This is a genomic window from Ruegeria sp. CH2, assembly GCF_056537065.1.
The window spans coordinates 557,060-580,125 of the sequence record NZ_JBQFQV010000001.1; the positions used below are offsets into that span (position 1 = coordinate 557,060).

Annotated in this window: 26 protein-coding genes; 13 read left to right on the forward strand and 13 right to left on the reverse strand. The window is 58.0% G+C overall.

Going from position 1 to position 23,066, the window contains the following annotated elements:
- Positions 1–113: 113 nt before the first annotated feature.
- The gene (locus tag ACR0M9_RS02730) at positions 114–653 is read right to left on the reverse strand and encodes a GNAT family N-acetyltransferase (protein ID WP_480558013.1); all 540 of its coding nucleotides are present in this window, start codon (positions 651–653) and stop codon (positions 114–116) included.
- 240 nt (positions 654–893) lie between these two features.
- Between ACR0M9_RS02730 and alr the strand changes: the two genes are divergently transcribed.
- From alr to ACR0M9_RS02780, 10 genes are all read left to right on the forward strand, one after another.
- The gene (alr, locus tag ACR0M9_RS02735; RefSeq protein ID WP_480772790.1) at positions 894–1,928 is read left to right on the forward strand and encodes an alanine racemase; all 1,035 of its coding nucleotides are present in this window, start codon (positions 894–896) and stop codon (positions 1,926–1,928) included.
- On the forward strand, positions 1,925–2,707 hold the full coding sequence (locus ACR0M9_RS02740; RefSeq protein ID WP_209503739.1) for an MlaE family ABC transporter permease: 783 nt from the start codon (positions 1,925–1,927) through the stop codon (positions 2,705–2,707). The genes alr and ACR0M9_RS02740 overlap by 4 nt, the downstream gene beginning before the upstream one ends.
- Complete coding sequence (locus ACR0M9_RS02745) at positions 2,704–3,450, forward strand: ABC transporter ATP-binding protein (protein ID WP_480485443.1); 747 nt, start codon at positions 2,704–2,706, stop codon at positions 3,448–3,450. The genes ACR0M9_RS02740 and ACR0M9_RS02745 overlap by 4 nt, the downstream gene beginning before the upstream one ends.
- A 98-nt stretch (positions 3,451–3,548) precedes the next feature.
- The gene (locus ACR0M9_RS02750; protein ID WP_267364177.1) at positions 3,549–4,031 is read left to right on the forward strand and encodes a cytochrome b; all 483 of its coding nucleotides are present in this window, start codon (positions 3,549–3,551) and stop codon (positions 4,029–4,031) included.
- Positions 4,032–4,108: 77 nt separating this feature from the next.
- On the forward strand, positions 4,109–4,558 hold the full coding sequence (locus ACR0M9_RS02755) for a paraquat-inducible protein A (RefSeq protein ID WP_480772791.1): 450 nt from the start codon (positions 4,109–4,111) through the stop codon (positions 4,556–4,558).
- Positions 4,559–4,625: 67 nt separating this feature from the next.
- Positions 4,626–5,987: a DNA repair protein RadA gene (gene radA, locus ACR0M9_RS02760; RefSeq protein WP_480772792.1), complete on the forward strand. Its 1,362-nt coding sequence runs from the start codon at positions 4,626–4,628 to the stop codon at positions 5,985–5,987.
- Positions 5,988–6,026: 39 nt separating this feature from the next.
- Positions 6,027–6,620 carry a CvpA family protein gene (locus tag ACR0M9_RS02765; protein ID WP_267364181.1) on the forward strand — a complete coding sequence of 198 codons (594 nt, stop codon included), beginning with the start codon at positions 6,027–6,029 and terminating at the stop codon, positions 6,618–6,620.
- Positions 6,621–7,273: 653 nt separating this feature from the next.
- On the forward strand, positions 7,274–8,797 hold the full coding sequence (gene purF / locus ACR0M9_RS02770) for an amidophosphoribosyltransferase (protein ID WP_480480629.1): 1,524 nt from the start codon (positions 7,274–7,276) through the stop codon (positions 8,795–8,797).
- A 298-nt stretch (positions 8,798–9,095) separates the two neighbouring features.
- Positions 9,096–9,344: a hypothetical protein gene (locus ACR0M9_RS02775; RefSeq protein WP_209503732.1), complete on the forward strand. Its 249-nt coding sequence runs from the start codon at positions 9,096–9,098 to the stop codon at positions 9,342–9,344.
- Between the two features lie 42 nt (positions 9,345–9,386).
- Entirely contained in the window at positions 9,387–10,031 is a 645-nt protein-coding gene (locus tag ACR0M9_RS02780; protein WP_267364183.1) for an SDR family NAD(P)-dependent oxidoreductase, read from the forward strand.
- Positions 10,032–10,091: 60 nt separating this feature from the next.
- Here ACR0M9_RS02780 and ACR0M9_RS02785 read toward each other — a convergent pair whose 3' ends face one another.
- From ACR0M9_RS02785 to ACR0M9_RS02800, 4 genes are all read right to left on the reverse strand, one after another.
- Positions 10,092–10,934: an ATP-binding protein gene (locus ACR0M9_RS02785; protein WP_267364184.1), complete on the reverse strand. Its 843-nt coding sequence runs from the start codon at positions 10,932–10,934 to the stop codon at positions 10,092–10,094.
- Positions 10,935–11,051: 117 nt separating this feature from the next.
- Positions 11,052–11,930: a twin-arginine translocase subunit TatC gene (gene tatC, locus ACR0M9_RS02790; RefSeq protein WP_480772793.1), complete on the reverse strand. Its 879-nt coding sequence runs from the start codon at positions 11,928–11,930 to the stop codon at positions 11,052–11,054.
- Positions 11,927–12,385 (reverse strand): Sec-independent protein translocase protein TatB, encoded by a 459-nt coding sequence (gene tatB / locus ACR0M9_RS02795; RefSeq protein WP_209503728.1) that lies wholly within the window; start codon positions 12,383–12,385, stop codon positions 11,927–11,929. Before tatB ends, tatC begins: the two co-directional genes overlap by 4 nt.
- Positions 12,386–12,391: 6 nt before the next feature.
- Entirely contained in the window at positions 12,392–12,607 is a 216-nt protein-coding gene (locus ACR0M9_RS02800; RefSeq protein ID WP_209503727.1) for a twin-arginine translocase TatA/TatE family subunit, read from the reverse strand.
- A gap of 222 nt (positions 12,608–12,829) precedes the next feature.
- On the opposite strand from ACR0M9_RS02800, the gene ACR0M9_RS02805 reads away from it, so the two are divergent.
- Positions 12,830–13,135 carry a hypothetical protein gene (locus ACR0M9_RS02805; protein WP_267364188.1) on the forward strand — a complete coding sequence of 102 codons (306 nt, stop codon included), beginning with the start codon at positions 12,830–12,832 and terminating at the stop codon, positions 13,133–13,135.
- A gap of 21 nt (positions 13,136–13,156) precedes the next feature.
- On the forward strand, positions 13,157–13,828 hold the full coding sequence (locus ACR0M9_RS02810) for a helix-turn-helix transcriptional regulator (protein WP_267364189.1): 672 nt from the start codon (positions 13,157–13,159) through the stop codon (positions 13,826–13,828).
- A gap of 62 nt (positions 13,829–13,890) precedes the next feature.
- On the opposite strand, the gene ACR0M9_RS02815 is transcribed toward ACR0M9_RS02810, so the two are convergent.
- The 8 genes from ACR0M9_RS02815 to ACR0M9_RS02850 form a co-directional block, all read right to left on the reverse strand.
- Positions 13,891–15,063 carry a peptidoglycan DD-metalloendopeptidase family protein gene (locus ACR0M9_RS02815; RefSeq protein ID WP_480772794.1) on the reverse strand — a complete coding sequence of 391 codons (1,173 nt, stop codon included), beginning with the start codon at positions 15,061–15,063 and terminating at the stop codon, positions 13,891–13,893.
- Positions 15,064–15,125: 62 nt separating this feature from the next.
- Positions 15,126–15,776, reverse strand: a complete 651-nt coding sequence (locus ACR0M9_RS02820) for a protein-L-isoaspartate(D-aspartate) O-methyltransferase (RefSeq protein ID WP_209503723.1) — start codon at positions 15,774–15,776, stop codon at positions 15,126–15,128.
- Positions 15,773–16,555, reverse strand: coding sequence for a 5'/3'-nucleotidase SurE (surE, locus tag ACR0M9_RS02825; protein WP_480772795.1), 783 nt, complete (start codon positions 16,553–16,555; stop codon positions 15,773–15,775). Before surE ends, ACR0M9_RS02820 begins: the two co-directional genes overlap by 4 nt.
- Positions 16,556–16,669: 114 nt before the next feature.
- Positions 16,670–17,737 carry an ABC transporter ATP-binding protein gene (locus ACR0M9_RS02830; RefSeq protein WP_480486463.1) on the reverse strand — a complete coding sequence of 356 codons (1,068 nt, stop codon included), beginning with the start codon at positions 17,735–17,737 and terminating at the stop codon, positions 16,670–16,672.
- 107 nt (positions 17,738–17,844) lie between these two features.
- Positions 17,845–18,894 carry a methyltransferase domain-containing protein gene (locus tag ACR0M9_RS02835; protein ID WP_480485428.1) on the reverse strand — a complete coding sequence of 350 codons (1,050 nt, stop codon included), beginning with the start codon at positions 18,892–18,894 and terminating at the stop codon, positions 17,845–17,847.
- A gap of 106 nt (positions 18,895–19,000) precedes the next feature.
- Positions 19,001–20,113, reverse strand: a complete 1,113-nt coding sequence (locus ACR0M9_RS02840; RefSeq protein WP_480772796.1) for a hypothetical protein — start codon at positions 20,111–20,113, stop codon at positions 19,001–19,003.
- 2 nt (positions 20,114–20,115) lie between these two features.
- Complete coding sequence (locus tag ACR0M9_RS02845) at positions 20,116–20,895, reverse strand: SDR family oxidoreductase (protein ID WP_480772945.1); 780 nt, start codon at positions 20,893–20,895, stop codon at positions 20,116–20,118.
- A gap of 72 nt (positions 20,896–20,967) precedes the next feature.
- Positions 20,968–21,330 (reverse strand): SnoaL-like domain-containing protein, encoded by a 363-nt coding sequence (locus tag ACR0M9_RS02850; RefSeq protein ID WP_480480611.1) that lies wholly within the window; start codon positions 21,328–21,330, stop codon positions 20,968–20,970.
- A 109-nt stretch (positions 21,331–21,439) separates the two neighbouring features.
- Here ACR0M9_RS02850 and ACR0M9_RS02855 point away from each other — a divergent pair, with 109 nt between their 5' ends.
- A complete protein-coding gene (locus ACR0M9_RS02855) occupies positions 21,440–23,044 on the forward strand; it encodes a peptide chain release factor 3 (protein ID WP_480772797.1) in 1,605 nt (534 codons plus the stop codon).
- Positions 23,045–23,066: the final 22 nt, after the last annotated feature.

Consider the following 23,066-nt stretch of genomic DNA (forward strand, 5'->3'; position numbering starts at 1 on the left):
TGATTGTTGGCAAAGCAAAAAGGTTCTGTGAACCTGTCGCGCGATTCAGGATCTGGTGCGCGAACCAAGAATGAGGTCCGCCCGCCTGTATTCTGACAGATTGAACCCCGCACTCACCAAAGCGTCGGATTGTTCAACGCAGACACGCAGTGCGACGGGCCGCTAAGTGGCGCAAGCGCCTGACCATCCAGCGACTGCCCCAGCCAGCCATGCGGATGGCTCAGCTTTAGCGGCGGTTGTGCAGTGGCCTCAGAAATCTGCTCAAAACCTGTTTTTCGATAGTAAGCGGGATCACCATAGGTGAGTGCCACGTTCACGCCTGATGCCCGCAGGCAATCCAGACCATAGGCAATCAAAGCCTGTCCAACCCCGGCTTTTTGCCTGTCTGTTCGGACAGCCATAGGCGACAGGATAAATACCCGGCGCGCATCCTGTGGAAACAGCATTCGGGAAAAGATGGCGCAGCCAAGCAGCACCTGATCGCGTCGCGCGGTGCACACCATCAGGTCCTGTGGTGGGGTGGTATCGATCATCTCTTGCACGAAAGCTTCGATAATCGCCCCCTCGTCCGGGCCTTCCGACGCCGAAAATACTTCTGCGAAAAACCGGGCTGTTTCGGACGGATCTGGCGTTTGATCGGTATAAAAATCCATGATTTCCTCGGGATATGCCGCAGCACCGTTTATTGCAGCGATGGGACGATCTTGTTCTCAACATCACTTTAACACCTATGTGAAGACAATCCCGAAAACGGCTTAATACAGCAGTAAGTCGCCAAAATGTCTGCTTTTTTGGGTGTTTTCCGCCGTATCTGTCGCTTGGTGGGCGCAATCTGTCGCGGAAAAAGCCCTTTCCCTCTTGACCTTGGACGGCGCAATGTCATGAACAGTCCCATGAGTACTGCACGTTTGACGATCAATCTTCAGGCCCTCGCCAGAAACTGGCGGGCACTCGACGCGAAAACCGGGGTCGAAACCGGCGCCGTGGTCAAGGCAGATGCCTATGGGCTGGGCGCAGGACCTGTCAGCGACACGTTGGCAGAAGAAGGTGTTCGCAAGTTTTTCGTGGCCGCCGCAGAAGAAGGCGCAACCGTTCGCGAGGCAGTTGGCCCCGGCCCGGTGATTTTCGTTTTTTCGGGACATATGGAAGGCGATGCCGACCTGCTGCGCGGCAACGACCTGATACCACTGATCAACTCGCCGGAACAGTTTCAACGCCACACAGAGGCCCTGCCCGACCACCCGTTTGGTATCCAACTGGACAGTGGCATGAACAGGCTTGGTCTTGAACCTGCTGACTGGGCTGAGTTGCGTTCCAAGGCCGAAGCCTTGAACCCGGCGCTCATCATGTCTCATCTGGCCTGCTCGGACGAGCCGGAACACCCGATGAACCAGCAACAACTGAAAACCTTCCGCGACATGACTGATGGGGTCGCTGCGCCGCGCTCCCTGGCAGCGACGGGCGGGATGCTTTTGGGGCCTGAGTTTCATTTTGACTTCTGTCGCCCGGGCATTGGTCTTTATGGCGGAATGCCCTTTGTCGGTGCAAAGCCTGTCGTAACCGTAGACCTTCCTGTCATCCAGGTGCGCAAGTTGGCCGTGGGCGAGACCGTGGGTTATGGAAACACCTGGGTGGCGCGACGGCCGTCCCGGATCGCCACCGTTGCTGCCGGCTATGCAGACGGCCTGCATCGCGCTATTGGCGGCGGCATCGACACATTTGCGGGCGACCAACCCTGCCCAGTTGTTGGACGTATCTCAATGGACCTGATAACCGTGGACGTCACGGACCTGCCGAAAGACCCGGAGCGCCTGCGCATTCTCAACGGTCATCAAACCGTTGATGATCTGGCCGAGGCTGCTGGTACAATTGGCTATGAAATCCTGACATCAATGGGCAGTCGCTATTCGCGGGGCTACGTGGAATGAACCCAATCAGCGCGCTGGGGGGGCTGGGCCGCACCGTGCTGGGCCTGCTTGCGGCCTTTGGCCGGGTGGCCCTGTTCGCGCTTGATGCAGTGTCGCACATCCTGCGCCCACCCTTCTATCCGCGTGAATTCGGGATGGCCCTGCTGAATATCGGCTGGCTGTCCCTGCCCGTCGTCGGCCTGACCGCCATTTTCACCGGCGGCGCGCTGGCTTTGCAAATCTATGCGGGCGGTGCACGGTTTAACGCCGAGGCCGTCGTGCCCCAGATCGTCGCTATCGGCATGGTGCGCGAACTTGGCCCGGTTCTGGTCGGCCTGATGATCGCCGCGCGCGTGACCTCGTCCATCGCGGCCGAGATCGCCACGATGAAAGTGACCGAACAAATCGACGCTCTGGTCACGCTGTCGACCCATCCGATGAAATACCTTACTGCTCCACGTGTGCTGGCCGCGCTGATCACCGTGCCTGCACTGGTCGCCGTAGGTGACGTTATCGGGATTGCGGGCGGGTACACTGTCGCTACGCAGAATCTGGGCTTCAACCCGGCGGCGTATCTGAAAAACACGGTCGATTTCCTTGAGATGCGCGACATAGTATCGTCTCTGGTCAAAGGCGCGGCCTTTGGCGTGATCGCGGCTATCATGGGTTGCTATTACGGCATGAACTCGGGCCGTGGCGCACAGGGTGTCGGTCGCGCTACCAAAGGGTCGGTCGAGGCCGCAGCCGTGTTGATCCTCGCCGCAAACTTTGTTCTCACGGGGGTGTTCTTCTCGCTATGATCCGGATGGAGAACGTACATAAAGCCTTTGGCGACAACCGTGTGTTGCAAGGCATGAACCTTGAGATTCCCAAAGGCACCTCAATGGTGATCATTGGCGGCTCGGGCACCGGCAAGTCGGTGGCATTGAAGTGCATTCTGGGTTTGATCCACCCTGACAGTGGCGTGATCTACGTGGACGGCAAAGATGCACAATCCGGTGACAGGGATGCGTTTCTGGCCAGGTTTGGAATGTTGTTTCAGGGCGGTGCGCTGTTCGACTCGCTGACCGTCTGGCAGAACGTCGCCTTCCGCCTGCTGCGCGGCTCGCTGAAACGTCCAACCGAGGAAGCGCGCGAGATCGCCATCGAAAAACTGCGCCGCGTGGGCCTGAAATCCGACGTGGCCGACCGTTTTCCGGCAGAACTGTCAGGCGGGATGCAAAAACGCGTGGGCCTTGCCCGCGCCATCGCCGCCGAGCCTGAGATTATCTTTTTTGACGAACCCACCACCGGCCTCGACCCGATCATGTCCGGCGTCATCAACGACCTGATCCGCGAGATCGTAACTGAGATGGGCGCCACCGCGATGACCATCACCCACGACATGAGCTCCGTCCGCGCGATTGCTGACAACGTGGCCATGCTGCACGGAGGGGTGATCCAGTGGACCGGCCCGGTCAGCCAGATGGATGCCTCAGGTGATCCCTATGTGGAGCAGTTCATCAGCGGGAGCGCTGAGGGGCCGATTGAGGCGGTGCGTTGATAGCAGTGATGCTGGACAAATAAATCAAAAATCATCGACGGAAATCTGACAGTTTTGCGTTAAACCAGCGCAACGTTAAAGTTTGTCGGAGCTTCCCCATGCCTACTTCGTATTCTCGCGCGCAAATCGCCCTTCACTGGGTCATTTTCGTTCTGATCGCAATTCAATTTCTCTTTCACGAGCCGATGTCTGAAGCCTGGGATCAATTCGAACGCGGATTGCCTGTCTCTTTTCAAGCACCAGTTGCTCTTCATGTATTCGGAGGATTGCTTGTCCTTGCGCTCGCGATTTGGCGGATTGCACTACGTCTGACCCGCGGCGCGCCGCCGCTACCGGAAAAAGAAACAGCCGCGATGAAGCTCGCCGCACATATCACGCACTTCTCACTCTATGCGTTGATGGTGCTGGTGCCCGCCTCAGGTGCCTTGGCCTGGTTTGGTGGGATAGCAGCGTCCGCCGAAGTGCATGAGATCCTGAAAACGCTAATGCTTGTTCTGATTGTCTTGCATTTTCTGGCTGCCTTGTTCCATCAGTTCATTCTCAAAACCAACCTGATGGCTCGTATGAAGCGCGCAGGATAAGCTTTTGAACAAGCATCCTTGAACCCACGATCCAACACCGTAATGTCAGGCGGTCACACTTAATAGCGTTGGCCGCCATGATATTGCGTTTCGCAACACTGTCACTTTTGGTTTTCTACCCCGTCGCGTGGTTCGCCCCGCTGATGCGCGCGGGGTTCCTGCCGATCTTTGGCCTTAGCGAAATCAGCGTCATCACCGGCCTCCAGTCGCTTTGGAAATCCGACATCTTCCTTGCGCTGGTCGTCACCATCTTTGCCCTCTTCGCGCCCTACATCAAAACCATTGGCACCGCGCTGATACAGTGGAACCTGCTAGATGCCCGTGTGCAGCCTGCGCTGAGTATCCTAGGCAAGCTGGCGATGGCGGATATCTTCCTGATCGCGCTTTACATCACATTGGCCAAGGGCATCTCTTACGCCACTGTTGAGACCGCATGGGGTCTCTACCTGTTCACGGCCTGCATCCTTGCCTCCATCGCTTTGGGCATTCTCACCGAACGCCACTGCAAAACCAACGCCCGGACATAGGGCGCTGACGACGAGGAAAGCCCAGCAAGGGCTTGAAGAACCGCCCATCCTCGGGCACCAAGACGTCATGGCAAAACCAACCTTCTCCTGCTCCGCCTGCGGCGCATCCCATTCCCGCTGGTCGGGCCGCTGCGACGGGTGCGGCGAGTGGAACTCGATCATCCAGGACGTACCTCTGTCGGCAGGCCCAGCCAAGAAATCGCTGGGCTCGAAACGCGGACGGTCGATGACGCTCACCGACCTGTCGACCGAGGAAACCCCGCCACCCCGCACACTCTGCGGAGTGGAAGAGCTGGACCGTGTTCTGGGCGGCGGGCTGGTCCCGGCCTCCGCCCTGTTGGTGGGCGGCGACCCCGGCATCGGCAAATCCACCCTGCTGCTGCAAGCGGCTGCCCGATTTGCCCGTGCTGGCGTCAAGACGATCTATGTCTCGGGTGAAGAAGCCAGTGCGCAGGTTCGCATGCGGGCGCGCCGCCTTGGGCTGGAGAATGCGCCGGTGCAACTTGCTGCCGAAACCAACCTGCGCGACATTCTTACCACGCTTGAAGCCGAGAAACCCGGTCTGGCGATCATCGACTCGATCCAGACCATGTGGGCGGACAATGTCGACAGCGCGCCGGGGTCCGTGTCGCAAGTCCGGGCGGCTGCTCATGAATTGACCGCCTTTGCGAAACGGCATGGTGTGTCGATCATCATGGTCGGGCACGTCACCAAGGAAGGCCAGATCGCAGGGCCCCGTGTTGTCGAACACATGGTTGATACGGTGCTGTATTTCGAGGGCGAGCGCGGCCATCAGTTTCGTATTCTGCGGGCGGTCAAGAACCGCTTTGGTCCCGCCGACGAAATTGGCGTATTCGAGATGACAGGCAAAGGGCTGGCGCAGGTCACCAACCCCTCGGCCTTGTTCCTGTCGGAACGAGGTAAGCCCAGCCCTGGCTCTGCCGTCTTTGCCGGGATTGAGGGCACACGGCCGGTTCTGGTCGAATTGCAGGCCCTTGTTGCCCCGTCCCCCCATTCACAGCCGCGCCGGACAGTGGTGGGATGGGACAGCGGGCGGCTGGCGATGATCCTTGCCGTTCTCGAAGCGCGTTGCGGCATTCCCTTTGCGGGTCTCGACGTCTATCTGAACGTGGCCGGTGGATTGAAAGTCAGTGAACCCGCCGCCGATCTGGCCGTTGCCGCTGCATTGCTGAGCGCGCGCGAGGACACGGCCCTGCCCTCAGACACCGTCGTTTTCGGGGAAATCTCGCTATCCGGGGCACTTAGACCGGCTCCGCAGACAGAAAACAGGTTGAAAGAAGCACAAAAACTTGGTTTCACAGCGGCAATAGCTCCGGCAGGTGGCAAAACCGGTACTGTGGCAGGTCTGACACTCACCCGGCCCTCTGATTTGGTAGGGTTTGTTGGCGAAACCTTCGGAGCAGGTTAAAGTCCCGCCTTGAGGGGCAGAAAAGAACAGGCGAGGGCCATGGAAGGTTTTACAATAATCGACGGGGTGGTTGCCCTGATCATCGTGCTGTCAGGCTTGCTGGCCTATTCGCGCGGTTTTATGCGCGAAGTTCTGGCCATCGCGGGTTGGGTCGCAGCGGCCGTTCTGGCGTTCATCTTCGCCCCGCAGGCGGTACCTCTGGTCAAGGAAATCCCGGTCGTCGGAGATTTCCTGCGTGACAGCTGCGAACTGTCTGTGATCACCGGGTTTGCAGCGGTCTTTGCGGTGGCGCTGATCGTGGTCAGTATCTTCACGCCGCTGTTTTCATCGCTGGTTCAGCGCTCGGCCCTTGGCGGCCTGGATCAGGCTCTGGGGCTGTTCTTCGGCATCGCTCGTGGCATTCTTCTGGTTGCGATTGCGTTCTTCGTTTACGACACCGTCATGACCGGCCAGTCTTACACAATTGTTGATGAAAGCCGGTCGGCCAAGGTGTTTGAACAGTTCAGCGGCCAGATTGAGGAACAAAACCCCGAGGCGGCTCTGGGGTGGGTTACGACTCAGTATGAACAGCTGGTCGCCAGTTGCACGGCAGGAAACGCTGAACCGGCAACAACTGCACCTTCCAACGGCTGATAGAGGCAGATCACCAATTCATGAAAGCCCGGCCCTGCCGGGCTTTTTTGTTGCAGATCAGACAAACCCCTCGCCACCGCACACGGTACAGCGGATTGTTTTCAAACCAAAGCACCCGTCACATCGACTGAAGATCGGTTTTCCAAAGATATCTCTGCTTTTGGCGATCTCACCCGCTCCGTTACAGATCTGGCACGATGCGCGCCCCAATCCTCGGCACCGATGGCACCGCTGCCTGATCCGTTCCTGGTTCTTGTGAGGAGGTTTATGCTGCCACATTCAGGTCCCCCCGAGGTGCTGAGTTTTAGCAGTTAATGTATGCAATCAAATGCATGACAGCACATATGTTTGCGCATGTCACCATCTTCGTTTTTCTACGTCGACATACGCAAACTTGGCCTGCGGCATTTGGCTATTGTGATCCTTTGATGACAGCCACGCCAATAGGCATTATGTGGGGGCCAACCTGCCACGGAATCGGAGCCACCCATCTTGTACTTTCTGTATGAATGCGCGCTGATCGCAGTGATGGTCGCCCTAACGGCGTCTTGTTCCTGTGTAGCGAACATTTCCGCGCTGAAGATGCAGAAAGTTCGGTGCCGAACTGCGGTCAATCCTCGAATGATATCGTCATAGAAGTTGGAGCCCCTTGAATGTGTGGGATTTTAGGAATCGCAAGCCGGACACATGATGTCTTTGCTGAGATCTATGACGGGTTGCTGATGTTGCAGCACCGGGGTCAGGATGCCTCCGGGATCGTGACCTACAACGGCGAATTCTTCCGGGAAAAGAAAGCCAATGGTTTGGTCAAGGACGTGTTCAACGCCCAGGATGCTGAAACCCTTCTGGGTCATGTCGGCATGGGGCATGTTCGTTATCCCACGGCCGGATCACTCAGCGCGGCTGAAGCGCAACCTTTCTTCGTGAACGCACCCTACGGTATCTATCTTGTTCACAACGGCAACATCACCAACACAGCGGAACAGCGCGAGAAGGTGACCGGGAAATACAGCCGCCACCTGCGCACCACATCGGATTCGGAAATCCTGCTGAACGTGCTGGCCGACAAAGTGGCTGACGCCATCAAGGTGAACGGCAATTCGGACCCGATCCGAAACATCTTTGCCGGTGTGAAGATGACGATGGAGCGGGTTCAGGGCGCCTATTCAGTCATCTGTCTGGTGGCAGGTGTTGGCATGCTGGCGTTCCGCGACCCATTTGGCATTCGGCCCCTTTCGGTCGCAAAACGCAATGTCGACGGTCAGGGGGACGATTATGCCTTTGCTTCGGAAGACGTAGCCTTTGGTATCAACAGTTTTGAAAAGCTGCGCGATCTGCGCCCGGGCGAGGCCATCCTGATCGACCTGAAAGGCAACATGCACGAGTTTCAGGCGGTCGAAGGCAAGCTGACGCCCTGTATCTTCGAGTATGTGTATCTGGCGCGCCCGGATTCACTGCTGGACGGTGTCTCGGTTTATAAAACCCAGATGCGTATGGGACAGACGCTGGCGAAACAAATTCAGGACTCCGGCCTGGAAATCGACCGGATCATTCCCGTACCCGACAGCGCCCGCCCCGTGGCACTGGAAGCGGCAAAAATCACCGGCATCCCCTATCGCGAGGGGTTGGTGAAGAACCGCTATGTCGGGCGTACCTTCATCATGCCGGGCCAGGCCGAGCGACAGAAATCCGTCCGCCGCAAGCTGAACGCCGTTCCGCTGGAATTCGAAGGCCACAGCGTTCTGTTGATCGACGATTCCATCGTGCGCGGCAACACCATCAAAAAGATCGTTCAGATGTGCCGCGATGCCGGGGCCAAGAAGGTTTATGTGGCCAGCGCCTCGCCGCCGGTCAAATACCCCAATGTCTATGGCATAGACATGCCGACCAAGGCCGAGCTGATCGCAAATGGCAAAGAGATCGAAGAGATCCGTGAAGAGCTGGGCGCCGATGCACTGTTCTATCAGCATCTGGAGGACCTGATCTGGGCGGCCCAGGAAGGAAACCCGGACATCCAGGGATTTGATTGTTCCTGCTTTGATGGCAATTACATTACAGGCAGCGTTAGCGCGGATTACCTGGACAGTCTGGAAAACAGCAGCCGTGTCAGCCAGAAACGCGCGGATATGCAGGTTCCGGGCGGGTCGTGGAATGCGGCTAAACTCGCCTCAGGCTGAAAGACTCCGCCCACCGAGTGCACGTCCAGCTTCTATTCAGACCGCGAATCAATCCGTTCGGCATGCAGATAGGACAACCCTATTCAGGGTGGCTCGCATCTATACTGTTCCACCGATGAGTGGAAATCTGCCACAACCCGGCGGCGATTCTTGCACGATCACAGGGACTAACAAATGGGTCGCTACGTCGTGAAGCGTGGAGTCTGTGTGGGTCTTTTGCTCACCTGATCGTTTTGATATCGGGCGGCAACCACTCACTCGAAATAAGGGGTTCGGAACTCATGCCGGGCCACGGACCATGTCAAACACCAATGTCAAAAGCGCGGCCACACAGCAGGGCGCGTTAAACAAGAACTCTGTTTCTGTTCTGGGGGTGTTCGGGCCCAAAACCGAACTGCACGCCTTGGTACGCCTGTCATCGGGCCGCGTGAAAGAGGTTGAACCCGGAAGCCGTGTCGCCTCGGGTACGGTGATAGCAATCGACGAACAGGGCATCATGCTGCGACAAAGCGGCCAGACCAAGCGGATCGCCATTCCCGGAAGCTAATCGCGACTTGACGCCCCTCGCGCAGGGGTTCAAACCGCAGCCATGACCGATCAGACAAAAATCGCCCTTATCACCGGGGCCTCTCGCGGGTTGGGCGCTGCGCTGGCCGAAGCGCTGGCACCTGAATACCATATCGTCGCCGTCGCCCGGACCACCGGCGGGCTGGAAGAGCTGGACGATCGTATCAAGGCGAAGGGCGGGTCAGCCACTCTGGCCCCCATGGACATCACCGATCCAAACGCCATGGCGACCCTGTGTCGTGGCATCCATGACCGTTGGGGCAAGGTTGACCTGTGGATGCACACAGCCATCCACACATCAGCACTGACGCCAGTGCATTTTGTTGACCCCAAGGAATGGGCCAAGGCGATCAACACAAATGCAAACGCGACCTCGGTTCTGATCCCCTATGTCTCACCCCTTCTGGGCGAGAGTGGCCATGCGGTGTTTTTTGACGATCCGAAAGCTGGCGAGAAGTTTTATGGCATCTACGGTGCCACCAAGGCCGCGCAGATGGCTCTGGCCCGCAGTTGGGCCGTCGAAACCGAACGCACCGGTCCTCGGGTTTCGGTTGTCGAACCCGCGCCGATGCCCACGGCCGTCCGTGCGCGTTTTCATCCCGGGGAAGACCGGAGCGTGTTGAACAGCACCAAGGATGAAGCTGCGCGGATTCTGGCACTGCTTTAGGAAATGGCCCTGACGGGCCATGCCTCTGGCGGGGATATTTGCAGCCAGGTGAAGCCTGGATCAGGCGATATGCACGCCGTTGCGCCCAGCCAGATCGACGAAGAATTGCCAGGCGACACGGCCAGAGCGCGACCCGCGCGTGGCTTGCCACTCAATTGCCTCGGCGCGCAAGATCTCTGCATCAACAGAAACGCCATAGGCGGCGCAATAGCGGTCGATCATCGCAAGATACTCGTCCTGATCACAGGGATGGAACCCAAGCCACAGGCCGAAGCGATCCGACAGCGAGACTTTTTCTTCGACCGCCTCGGAAGGATTGATGGCGCTGGAGCGTTCGTTTTCGATCATATCCCGCGGCATCAGATGGCGACGGTTTGAAGTGGCATAGAAGACCACATTCTCTGGCCTGCCTTCAATACCACCATCCAGAACAGCCTTGAGAGATTTGTAGTGCTGGTCATCGTGGCTGAACGACAGGTCATCGCAAAACAGTATGAACCTGTAGGGCGCTGCGCGCAGATGGTTCAGCAACCGCGCCACCGTTCCCATATCCTCGCGCTGCAATTCGACCAGTTTAAGGTCGGCATAATCAGCGCTCAGAGAGCCATGCACGGCCTTTACAAGGCTGGACTTTCCCATCCCCCGCGCCCCCCAGAGCAGCGCGTTATTTGCCTTGTACCCTGCTGCAAACCGGCGCGTATTGTCCATCAACGTGTCGCGAGAGCGATTGATGCCGACCAGGAGATCCAGATCGACCCGGTTGACATGTGTAACAGGTTCCAGTCGATCCGGTTCGACATGCCACACAAATGCCGGAGCAACGGCAAAATCAGGCGCCGCCAAAGGAGCCGGTGCCATGCGTTCCAACGCCTCGGCGATACGGTTCAGGGCTTGGTCGTCCATATGGGCCTCCGGTTTTGTCTTGAGGGGTTCAAAGCACGTTCCAATTGGCACAACAAGAGTTTCAAAAGAAAAAGGCGCGCCCATGGATGGCGCGCCCTTTTGTTTTCGTCGGCAGATTTACTTGTCGTCTTCGAATTCCTGCATCAGGTCATCATCCGCTTCCGGCTCATCATCGTAATAACCGTCAGCGCGCAACTGGTCCTCGCGTTTCTTTTCTACTCGCGCGACCAGGAAGATCGAAATCTCGTACAGGCCGTAGACCACCACAAACAGAATGATTTGTGTGATGACATCCGGTGGTGTGACGACTGCGGCCAGAACCAGAATGCCGACCACCGCATATTTCCGAACAGCACCCAGCCCCTCGGCACTGACCAGTCCTGCCTTCCCCATGAGGGTCAGGAGAACCGGCAGTTGGAAACATAATCCAAAGGCCACGATGAACTTGATCGTCAGGTTCAGATATTCTTGGGCTGAGCCCTGGAACACCACACTCAGCGGTGCCGCGTTGACCCCGTCGGCCACGGCTTCACCCTCAGCCCCGAATTGCTGGAACCCGAGAAAAAAGTCATAGGCCAGAGGCGTGACGACGTAGAAGGCAAAGCTTGCGCCCAGGAGAAACATAAAGGGCGAAGCCAGCATGAAAGGCAGGAACGCGTTTTTCTCGGACTTGTAGAGGCCCGGTGCTACAAAGCGCCACATCTGCATCCCGATATAGGGAAACGCCAGAATGAACCCACCCAATAGGGAAACCTTGATCGCAACAAAGAACCCTTCCTGTGGCGAGATGAAGATCAGGCCACAATCCTGCCCGCGCTCAGCCAGAACGTCACACAGGGGATTGGTCAGGAAATTGAAGATCGGCGTCGCCACTGAAAAACAGATGATCATACCGACCAGAAACGCCACAACGCTATGGATCAGCCGTGTGCGCAGTTCGGCCAGATGTTCGATCAACGGGGCCGAAGAATCGTCAATCTCGTCGGTTTTGCTCATGTCTTGCTTTCAGTGTTCAGCGCGGCTTCGGCCTCTTCTGCCTTGGCCAGTGCATCGGCTGCTTCCTTGGCCTTGCGCTCGGCGGTGGCACGGGCGGCTGACGCCTGAACCTTTTTGGCCTGCTCGGCCCGCTCGGCCGCCAGTTTACCCGTTTCGCTTTCAGGGTCGAACTTTGTAGGATCGATGCTTTTCGCCATCTCCTGCGCGGCTTGCTTGACACCGTCCATGGCCGATCCCACAGGGTTCACGGCAGCGTTGAGACCTTTCTTGATCTCATTCACCCCGGCCTGATCGGCGGCCTCGTTCATGGCGCTGCTGAACTCGCGCGCCATTCCGCGTGCCTTGCCGACAAAACGTCCGACATTGCGGAACAGCACCGGCAGGTCCTTTGGCCCCACAACGATCAGGGCAACGATGCCGATGACCAGAAGCTCGGTCCAGCCCAGATCAAACATCCGCGCTTACGCCTTGTCTTTCTCGGTTTCAGGCGTGACGTCCTTGGCCAGCTCAGAAGCGTCCTTTTCCAGCTCTTCCGAACCGTCTTTGACGCCCTTCTTGAACGCGGTGATGCCTTTGCCGACTTCGCCCATCAGCGAACTGATCTTGCCGCGTCCGAACAGAACCAGAACCACAACGGCGATCAGCAGCAGGCCAGGAAGGCCAATATTGTTGAGCATGTCTTCTCTCCTTTTTCGTCGGCACGTTTGCGCGCCGGGAACATCAACTGACTCAGTCTTTACGCCTCGATCGCTGGTCTCAAAAGGCATCTGCAACGGGTTGCGGGCAAAAATTTTGGAAAACGCGAGGAATCTAAGGGGTCGCAATTCTCAACTGACAGGTTTATGTCAGTTGTCATCCGTTAGGGATTTGGCATCGAAACAAGGTCAATGGAGATTTAAATGACCCACGTTGCTGAAATCGTCACCTTCACCCTGGCCAATGGCACCACGCCGGAAGAGTTCGTGAAACTCAGTCAGGCCTCTGAGGCCTTTGTGCGCAGCGCGCCGGGCTTCGCCCATCGGCAGCTTAGCCAGGGCGAAGATGGTCGCTGGACCGATTATGTTGTCTGGACCGATTTGAAAGCGGCAGAGGACGCCGCTGCGCAGTTTCCGCAACAGGAATGTGCGGCAGGCATGATGGCGGTCATCAATCCCGATAGTATCCAGATGCGTCACGAGAAAGTCCTATGGAACATGACTGCCTAAACGCAGTCAGAACGGCGTGTCATGCGCCGCACTGACCGCCTGTTCGATATCATCCAGATCCTGCGCGATGGCAAACTGCACCGCGCGCAGGACATTGCGGACCGGCTTGAGGTGTCGGTCCGCACCATCTATCGCGACATGGATACGCTTGTTGCTTCGGGCGTTCCGGTCGAGGGAGAGCGCGGTGTCGGCTACATGGTGCGCGAGCAGATCACCCTGCCCCCGTTGAACCTGACCACAGCCGAGCTTGAGGCGCTGAATCTTGGCATGGCCATCGTGGCCGAGGCCGCAGATACTGACCTGAAGGCTGCCGCACAATCGCTTGCCGACAAGATCGACGCTGTTTTGCCAACGCAGGTCGTGGCCGAGGCGGACAGCTGGAAATTCGCGGTCTACCCGTTTGCCGATGCCGCAAGGGGCCTTGCCCATATGGCACCGATCCGCGCAGCCATCAAATCACGTCAGAAACTTCACCTTTCTTATCGCCGCATCGACGGCGTTTTGACTGAACGCACCATCCGCCCGCTCCATATGGAATACTGGGGGAGGGTCTGGACCCTTACCGCCTGGTGTGAGCTGCGCAACGGATTTCGTGTTTTTCGAATCGACCTGATCGAAGCTGTTTCACCCCTTCCGGAGATCTTCGCCGACGAACCTGGAAAGCGCCTGAGCGACTATGACCCGTACGTCTGACAGGCTTCATCTTTTCAGAAATACTCTCGCCGAAGGCATGGCCCGGTACGGGCCATCTAGTCTCACTTCAGATAAGGTTCCGGGTCTACGGACTCGAATCCTTTGCGGACTTCGAAATGCACATAGGCATTGTCGCCGCCCCGCAGTTGAGCCAGCTTCTGACCACGGCGTACCTTATCGCCTTTCTTGACGGTGATCTTGTCGACATTTGCATAGACAGTCAGAAGATCGTTGTTGTGCTTGACCACAATGATCGGCACCTGATCCGCGTCCGCTGTGATCGCCGCGACAGTACCAGCCTCGGCTGCTGTGACCGACGTACCCGGCGCGGCAGCGATGTCGATGCCCTCATTCTTGCCCTTGTCATAGCCGCGAATGATAGTGCCGCCAACCGGCAGGGACAGCGCGGAAGTGCGCGTATTGGTTGGCGCTTCGGCGGTCACGTCGGGGGCCTCGGCCAAAGGCGCAACTTTTTCGTCCGGCAAGGGCTGCGTAGCGCTGGGTGGCGTCGGCGTCGGAGAACCCTGCCCCGGTTCCGTCACTTCCGTGGCGGGAACGGGCGCGGCACTAGCCGCATTTTGCCGGGGCGCTGGCTGGTTCTTGACCGGAATCAACAAGTATTGACCTTCACGCACGGTAAAATCTGATCCCAGCCCGTTCCATTCCGCCAGCGATTCAACCGGAACCTGGTAGAGGCGCGAGATTGTATAGGCCGTCTCACCCCGCTTGACCTTATGCCTGACCGGCTCCGGTCCTGTTGAAATCGGCGCAGGCGTTGTTGCCGGTTTCGCGGGTTCCAGTGTTGTGGTCTGAACCGAACCCGACGCCGGCACCTGGTCAATTGCAGACCCGGCAACCGACGCGATGTCCACGCCGCTGCCAGCACCAACAGTGCGTGGCAATGCAAGAACCTCACCCTCTCTCAGCGTGTCCGTTGTCTGCAGGCCGTTGAAGCGCGAAAGCTCGCCCTCGGGCAGGCCAACCCGCGCGGCCACGTCCCGCACCGTATCGCCGCGGCGGGCCACGACCACCTGGTAATTCGGATAGGTAATGACGCCCCGGTTGTCCGGTGTCGGGCGGGATGCCGTCGCGGATTGCGCTGCATTGGTGGTCGAAAATCCACCGATCTGCCCGCGAAGGTCATAATCCAGAGGCCCCTCGCACCCGGCCAGAATGGCCAGAGCGGCCACCCCGGTCGCACAGCGGTGCATTGCTGATTTGGATACTGCTCTCATAATTCTGTCCTCAACGCCTGCCCCTGTTGCCCGGAGTTCCGGCGACCAATTCTTTAAGCCTATTACGCCTCGTCCTTTCCAAGCCCCTCCAGAAGGGGCACGAAACGGACAGACGTTAATTCGTCATAGTCCAGACCATCTTCGGTGCGCGTTACTTTGATCAGCTGCTGCACCGCGTCCGACTGGCCTACGGGTAGAACCATAATACCCCCGATTTTCAGCTGCGCCAAGAGCGGGCCCGGAGGATCCTCGGCTGCGGCTGTGACAATGATCCGGTCAAAAGGGGCTTGTTCCGGCAGGCCAAATGACCCATCCGACAACATCGACGTGATATTCGTCAGGCCTAGGTCGGCAAACAGCTTGCTTGTTTCGCTCACCAACCGCCTGTGGCGTTCCACTGTGTAGACCCGGCGGGCCAGTTTAGACAGGATCGCTGCCTGATAACCTGAACCTGTCCCAATCTCGAGCACCGTGTCCCGAGGCCTCACGTTCAGGGCCTGCGTCATCAGGCCAACGACCGAGGGTTGACTGATCGTCTGACCGCAGGAAATCGGCAGCGGCATGTCTTCGTAAGCGCGCCCTGCGAACAGGCCGGTGACAAAGCGACCGCGGTCCACCTGCTCCATCGCAGCCAGCACGCGCGCATCCGTGACCCCCCGTTTGCGCAGGGCAAACAGGAATTGCATTACAGTTTCAGGGTCCAGTCCGCTCATTCGACCGCCTTCAATGCCTCCAGCATGTCATGCGCAGTCAGGTCAGCGCGCATCGGCGTCACCGAGATATAGCCTTCCAGATTGACAGCCGCATCCGTCCCGGGTGCGGTCGGATTGTGCTGATAGCCACCCTTGATCCACAGGAACCGCCGCCCCGAAGGCGAACTGTGCGGTTCGACTGAAAACCGTGTGTCGCGCCGAAACCCCTGCGCCGCAATCCGCGTGCCCAGCACTTCGGCTGCCGGAACCGGGGGAAAATTCACATTATAGAACAGCCGGTAATCACCTTGTTCTGCCGGAGTTGCGTCCAGAATCCGGCGCACCAGTTCTGCACCATACCGGGCGGCTGCCTCGAACGGGTCGTCAACGCCCAGGTTGCGGGGGCCAAAATATTGCGACAGAGCAATCGCCGGGACGCCCTGCAATGCCGCCTCCATCGCGCCACCGATCGTACCGGAATACAACGTGTTTTCGGCCGAGTTATTACCCCTGTTCACGCCGGACAGAACCAGATCGGGAGGGGTATCCAACATAACATCGTGAAGCCCTGCCAAAACACAGTCGGCAGGCGATCCTTCGGCGGCAAAGCGCCGCTCTCCCAGCTTGGCGACCATCATCGGGTGGGTATAGCTGATGCAGTGCCCGACCCCGGACTGTTCAAACGCGGGCGCGACCACCCAGACTTCTCCATCCGGTCCGGCCAGCTCGGCCGCAATCGCCTCTAGCGTGATCAAGCCCGGGGCATTGATCCCGTCGTCATTGGTCAGAAGAATTCGCATGTGCCCGATTTACCCCCGCGTTTGGCTCTTGATAGACCCGGGCCTGCGTTGCGGCAAGCGACGTGGCCCCGCAATCTGAGGATTTCGCGCACCACTTTGGTGGAAATCGATGGATCAGCGCCTTGTCTCGGGGAAAACGAAGCACCTGTCGCGGCGGATGGTCAGCCACATCACCCGGCCCGGGTTGGGGACAAACACGTTCGGAACCGTCGCCCTCAGGATCGAACCATCATAGTCCATGCGGAACTCCACCAGGCTTTCATTGCCCAGGAATCGCGCACGTTCAACGACACCACGGGCTGCCACACCATCTGTTGGTGTCGGCAATGGCCCCTTGCCGTTGCGGTCGAAGTCCAGCTTGATGTGCTGAGGGCGAAAAACGATCTCGACATCCGTACCATTCGGAATGCCCGGCGCCAGGAACTGACCAAAGGGCGTGTCCGCCAATGCGCCATTCACTTGCGCCCGCAAAACGTTGACATCACTGAAAAACGCCACCGCTGCCTTGTCTGCGGGACGCGTATAGACGTTATAGGGCGCGCCCTGTTGCACGATCTTGCCACGCCGCATCAGGGCGATCTCGTCGGCCATGCGCATCGCTTCTTCCGGCTCGTGCGTGACCAGCAGTACGGCGGCATCTTCTTCCTTGAGAATGGCCAGCGTTTCGTCACGGATACCATCACGCAAACGGTTGTCGAGGCCCGAAAACGGCTCGTCCATCAGCATGATGCGCGGGCGCGGCGCCAGGGCACGCGCCAACGCCACGCGTTGTTGCTCGCCACCTGATAGTTGATGCGGAAAACCATCGATGAACCGCATCAGGTCGACCTTCTGCAACAACTCCTCGACCCGGGCGCGTTTTTCGTCCTTGTTGCCCTTAAGGCCGAAGGCTACGTTTTTGGCCACGCTCAGATGTGGGAACAGTGCAAAGTCCTGAAACATCAGTCCGATCTCGCGCCGTTCCGGAGGCACCCGGAACACGGTGTCGCAGATCAGCTTGCCATCAACATAAATCTCACCCGAGTCCTGCATCTCGACACCGGCGATCATGCGCAACGTGGTGGATTTCCCGCAGCCCGACGGCCCCAGCAGACAAGTCACCTTGCCTGCCTGAACGGTCAGCGAAACATCATCCACAACAACCCGCCCCTCAAACCGACGGATAATGTTGCGAATTTCCAGACGCGGTGGAATTGCGTTACCTGTCACCGATGGACCCCGTTGCCTTTCCCGATCAAATCCATCGGGCTTGAGCGGGGATAGCAACCCCGCCCCTCAGGTGCAAGGGATCAGCAACACCCGCCAGAAGCGACAGATGCACCCACGGCTTCAAAAGGGCTTTCGCCACCGCAGCCTTCGAAAATGCCATAATGGGTCGAAAAATCGCCGACAAAGTCAAAGTGACGGGCAAATCGCGTGTCTTTCAGCATCATCCAGGTGTTGCCGCAGACCGGAAACACCTTGCCGGATTCGATAACGTGATGGTCATCCAGAACAAATTCATGCGGTGCGTTCGGCACGGTTCCCTTATAGATCACGGCTTGCCCATAATCTTCACAAGCCGGTTCCAATGCGGGCAGTTTGAACAGTCGGTATGTCGCGGACAGGAACTTCAACGGCGCAACACGCTCTTCCAATACCGGATTTTCGATCGTCAGCGGACGGTGCGTCACACGGCGCGGGTCGCCGAAACCGGCCGTTCGAGCCATTGACAGGAAATCATTCCAATAAAGCGCGCCGGACAGGCACTCGCCATAAAGTACTTCGTCTTCGGCCATCGCCTGCGGAATACGGCGGTCAGCATAGACATCCGAAAAATACATCTCGCCGCCCTCTTTCAACAACCGATGCGCGCCGCGCAGAACCGCATTCTTATCCGTGGCCAGGTTGATTACGCAGTTCGAGACGATGATATCGAACGATCCGGGTTCCAGATCAAGCTCATCCAGTTTTTCGATATAGCCGTGATGGAACTCCACATTGCTGCGGGCATATCCAAATGCTTCGGCGTGATACTCCTGATGCGCGCGGGCGACGTCCAGTTGTTCGGGCGTCATGTCGACACCCACCACCCGGCCCGTCTCGCCGACCATGGCGGACAAGGCATATACATCCCGCCCGGCCCCACACCCCAGATCAAGGATCGACATGCCTTCCAGATCAAGTGGGGCAATCAGACCGCAACCATAGTAGCGTGTCAGTACGTCGTCATGAATCTTTGAAAGGATCTTTTTGACATGACCGGGCATGTCGTCAGGCGTGCAGCATGCATTGGTCTGCAAGTCAGCACTGCTTTGCAGGACTTCACCATAATAGTTCTGCACCGATTCATGTTTCATCGCGCTTTTCCCTCGCAAATGGTCATGTACGAGCTAATGCAGCCGCCGGGGGTTCGCAATCCGGGGAAGGCGTTTTTGACGAAAGCGTGAGCGGTCCTGCGCGGTTTTACCCAAGCAGGTCGAAGTCCACGCCTGCACGAATTTTGCCATTTACCTGAACCTCCAGCCGGTGCGCGCCGGGAACCAACTTGAATGTTGTGGCGTCGCCCTTCAACTTGTGGCGTTTTTCCAACGTCAGTTCCCCGTTCTTCAAAGCCGCCTGCTTCAACTTGTGCACCTTGGCTGAGATTTTCCCGCCAGGTCTTTGAAAATGAATGACATAGTCAACCAGAACTGGCAGCTCTCCAACCCCTTTCAAAGTGACTGAAAAGGCCAAAGCGTCACCAATCCGAGCTTCGGAAGTCAGGTTGACCGCGACCTCAATTTCTGCGTCCGGGTCATAGCCTAACATCTTCATCGCTTCAGGATGCCCCGCTTTCACAAGCCCGCGCAGGGTGTGTGACGTCATCCAGTCCAGCTCGTCCAGATTCTGATGCCCCTGGCTGCGCCACGCCTTCAGGCGATCCAATACCAGATCCGGGTCTTTCTTGGTGATGTCATTCAGGTGATTGGATACGGACCGGGTGACATACCGCGTCGAATCCATGTGCAACTTGTCCAGCAATGGCAGCGGGTCCTGCAAACCCAATGCGACCGCCTGCCCCCATGGCAATCGGGGGCGCGTCCCTTCGCTGACCAGCCTGCGCACATGGTAACTGTCATGAGAGCACCAGTCCTGCATCCGCCGCAACACCCGGTCCGGGTCATGGTTCAGGAACGGACGGATTGCCCATTCCATGGAAAACCTCTGTGTCAGTTCCTCCATCACGTCTAAAGCCAGATCAACATGCTCAAGACCTATGGTCGCTACCCACTCACCGACCGGCGCAAAGATGAAATCGCCAAAGTCGTCATCATTCTTCGTTGGGTCCAAAGGTGCAGGCAAGGCACGCAGGATCGTCGGGGCAACAGCAGGCAAATCACCGGGTACCGCCTGTTGCAGGCATGTGGCGATCCAGATGATCCGATCCTTCAACTCTAGATCCAGCAATCGCGACATGACCGCAGATCGGAATGCCGGGGCATCAAATTCTGCATGAGAATCGGAAAACAAACCGCTGAGATAATTTACTTTCTCAGCGTTGAACATCTGATCTTTCAACGAAAACCCTTGTGCCATGGTCACATCGTCAAATTGGTTGCGCCACCATCCAGTAGAATGTTCTGACCAACGATGAACCCCGCATGATGAGAGCACAGGAACGCGCAGGCTGCTCCGAATTCCTGCCGTGTTCCATAGCGTCGCGCGGGAATGGTTGCCGAACGGTTTGCGCGTGCGTCTTCGATCGAGATGCCTTGCTGGGAAGCCACGCCGCTGTCCAGCGCATCCGCACGATCCGTTGCGTGAATGCCGGGCAGCAGGTTGTTGATGGTCACACCATGCGGTGCAACCTGGCGTGAAGTTCCTGCGACATATCCGGTCAAACCCGTGCGGGCTGCATTCGAAAGCCCCAGCACCGCAATTGGCGCGCGCACGGATTGTGAGGTGACGTTCACCACCCGCCCCCAACCTTTGTCCATCATTCCGGGAAGCAGCGCTTTCATGAACGCAATGGGGGTCAACATATTGGCATCCAGCGCCTTGATGAAATCATCACGCCCCCAATCCGACCATAAACCCGGCGGCGGGCCGCCGGCATTTGTCACAAGAATATCAACGCCCTGCGCTGCTTTGATCACCTGCGCCTGCCCTTCCGCAGTCGTCACGTCACAAGCGACTGTTTGTACCTCGACACCTTGCTCTGACCTGAGGCGTGCTGCCTCACTCTCCAAAGCGTCTGAACCACGCGCATTCATCACAAGGTTTACGCCAGCCTCAGCCAAAGCCTCGGCACAGCCCAAACCCAACCCTTTGCTGCTGGCACAGACCAGCGCGCGCTTTCCTTTTATTCCAAGGTCCATCGGATCCTCCCTGTCAGTCATTGCCGCATGTCTAGCATCGGCCAGACAGGGAAGACCAGAAATGGCTTGGGATCAGTAGAAGAACTCTTCTCGCACGATCTTGCCATCTGCGACGTGATAGACACCCACTTCACGCATATCAAAGGCTTCGCCCGTTTCCTTCACCTTACCCTGCACTTCGAAAATCACTGCAAAGCGGTCCTCGCCGTGCACAAACGGGTCGCTGACCGAAGCGCCAGAAACCTCGTGGGCTCCTTCCCACCATTCATGTTTGCCACGGATCGCGTCACGCCCTTGTACTTCGCGCCCCATGCCTGAGTAATCGACTGCTTCGACCGAAACCGCGTCTGGCGCATACAATTTCTCAAGGTTTTCCTTGGCGCGGTCCTCACGGCAGCCGGCCACCAATTCATTGGCAATCTCTTTCAAATCCATCGAATTACTCCATTATTTGTTCACTATATGTTCTTATAGCCACAAGGCCGTGATTCGAACCAGCCCCTTTGTCTTGCCTCGGCAGGATTCCCCGCCTATACGCGCGTTCATGCTTGATACCTCGAACCAACCTGCCCTGCCGCCCGAGATTGCCCGTCGCCGGACATTCGCCATCATCTCGCACCCGGATGCGGGCAAAACGACGCTGACTGAAAAGTTCCTGCTGTACGGGGGCGCCATTCAGATGGCCGGTCAGGTGCGCGCCAAGGGCGAGGCACGGCGGACACGCTCGGACTTCATGCAGATGGAGAAGGATCGCGGAATCTCGGTTTCCGCATCGGCCATGTCGTTCGACTATGGCAATTTCCGGTTCAACCTTGTTGACACGCCCGGCCACAGCGATTTCTCGGAAGATACCTACCGCACGCTGACGGCCGTGGATGCGGCCGTGATGGTGATCGACGGCGCGAAGGGTGTCGAAAGCCAGACGCAAAAGCTGTTCGAGGTCTGCCGCCTTCGTGATCTGCCGATTCTGACCTTCTGTAACAAGATGGACCGCGAAAGCCGCGATACGTTCGAGATCATCGACGAAATTCAAGAGATGCTGGCCATCGACGTCACCCCCGCCGCATGGCCAATTGGCGTAGGTCGTGATTTCATCGGCTGCTACGACATGCTGCGCGACCGGCTGGAGCTGATGGACCGCGCCGACCGCAACAAGGTGGCAGAGAGCATCGAGATTAACGGGCTTGATGACCCGAAACTGTCGGAACATATTCCTGCGCACCTGCTGGAAAAGCTGCTGGAAGAGGTTGAGATGGCGCGCGAGTTGCTGCCCGCGCTGAACCCGCAGGCGGTGCTTGAAGGGCATATGACACCGATCTGGTTCGGCTCGGCCATCAACTCGTTCGGCGTCAAGGAACTGATGGAAGGCATCGGCGCTTATGGCCCACAGCCGCAGGTTCAGTCCGCCGAACCCCGCCAGATATCGCCGGATGAAAAGAAGGTCGCGGGCTTTGTTTTCAAGGTGCAGGCCAATATGGACCCCAAGCACCGCGACAGGGTGGCCTTTGTCCGCATGGCATCAGGCCATTTCAAACGCGGCATGAAACTGACCCATGTGCGGTCAAAGAAACCGATGGCGATTTCAAACCCAGTGCTGTTTCTGGCATCTGACCGGGAACTGGCAGAAGAGGCCTGGGCCGGTGACATCATCGGCATTCCCAACCACGGCCAGTTGCGCATTGGTGACACGCTGACCGAGGGTGAGGCGCTGCGCGTCACCGGCATCCCCTCTTTCGCGCCGGAACTGCTGCAAGGCGTCCGTGCGGGTGATCCGATGAAGGCCAAGCATCTGGAGAAAGCCCTGATGCAGTTCGCCGAGGAAGGCGCGGCCAAGGTGTTCAAACCTTCGATCGGGTCAGGCTTTATCGTGGGTGTCGTCGGCGCGTTGCAATTCGAAGTGCTCGCCAGCCGGATCGAGATGGAATACGGCCTGCCCGTGCGTTTCGAGGCGTCTCAGTTCACCTCGGCCCGCTGGGTCAGCGGTGACAAGGCCGAGGTCGAAAAGTTTGTGAATGCAAACAAGCGGCACATCGCGCACGACCATGACGGCGACATTGTCTATCTGACCCGGCTGCAATGGGACATCGACCGGGTGGTTCGGGACTATCCCGCCCTGAACCTGACCGCCACCAAAGAGATGATGGTGTGATCCAACTCACTGATTGCACAGC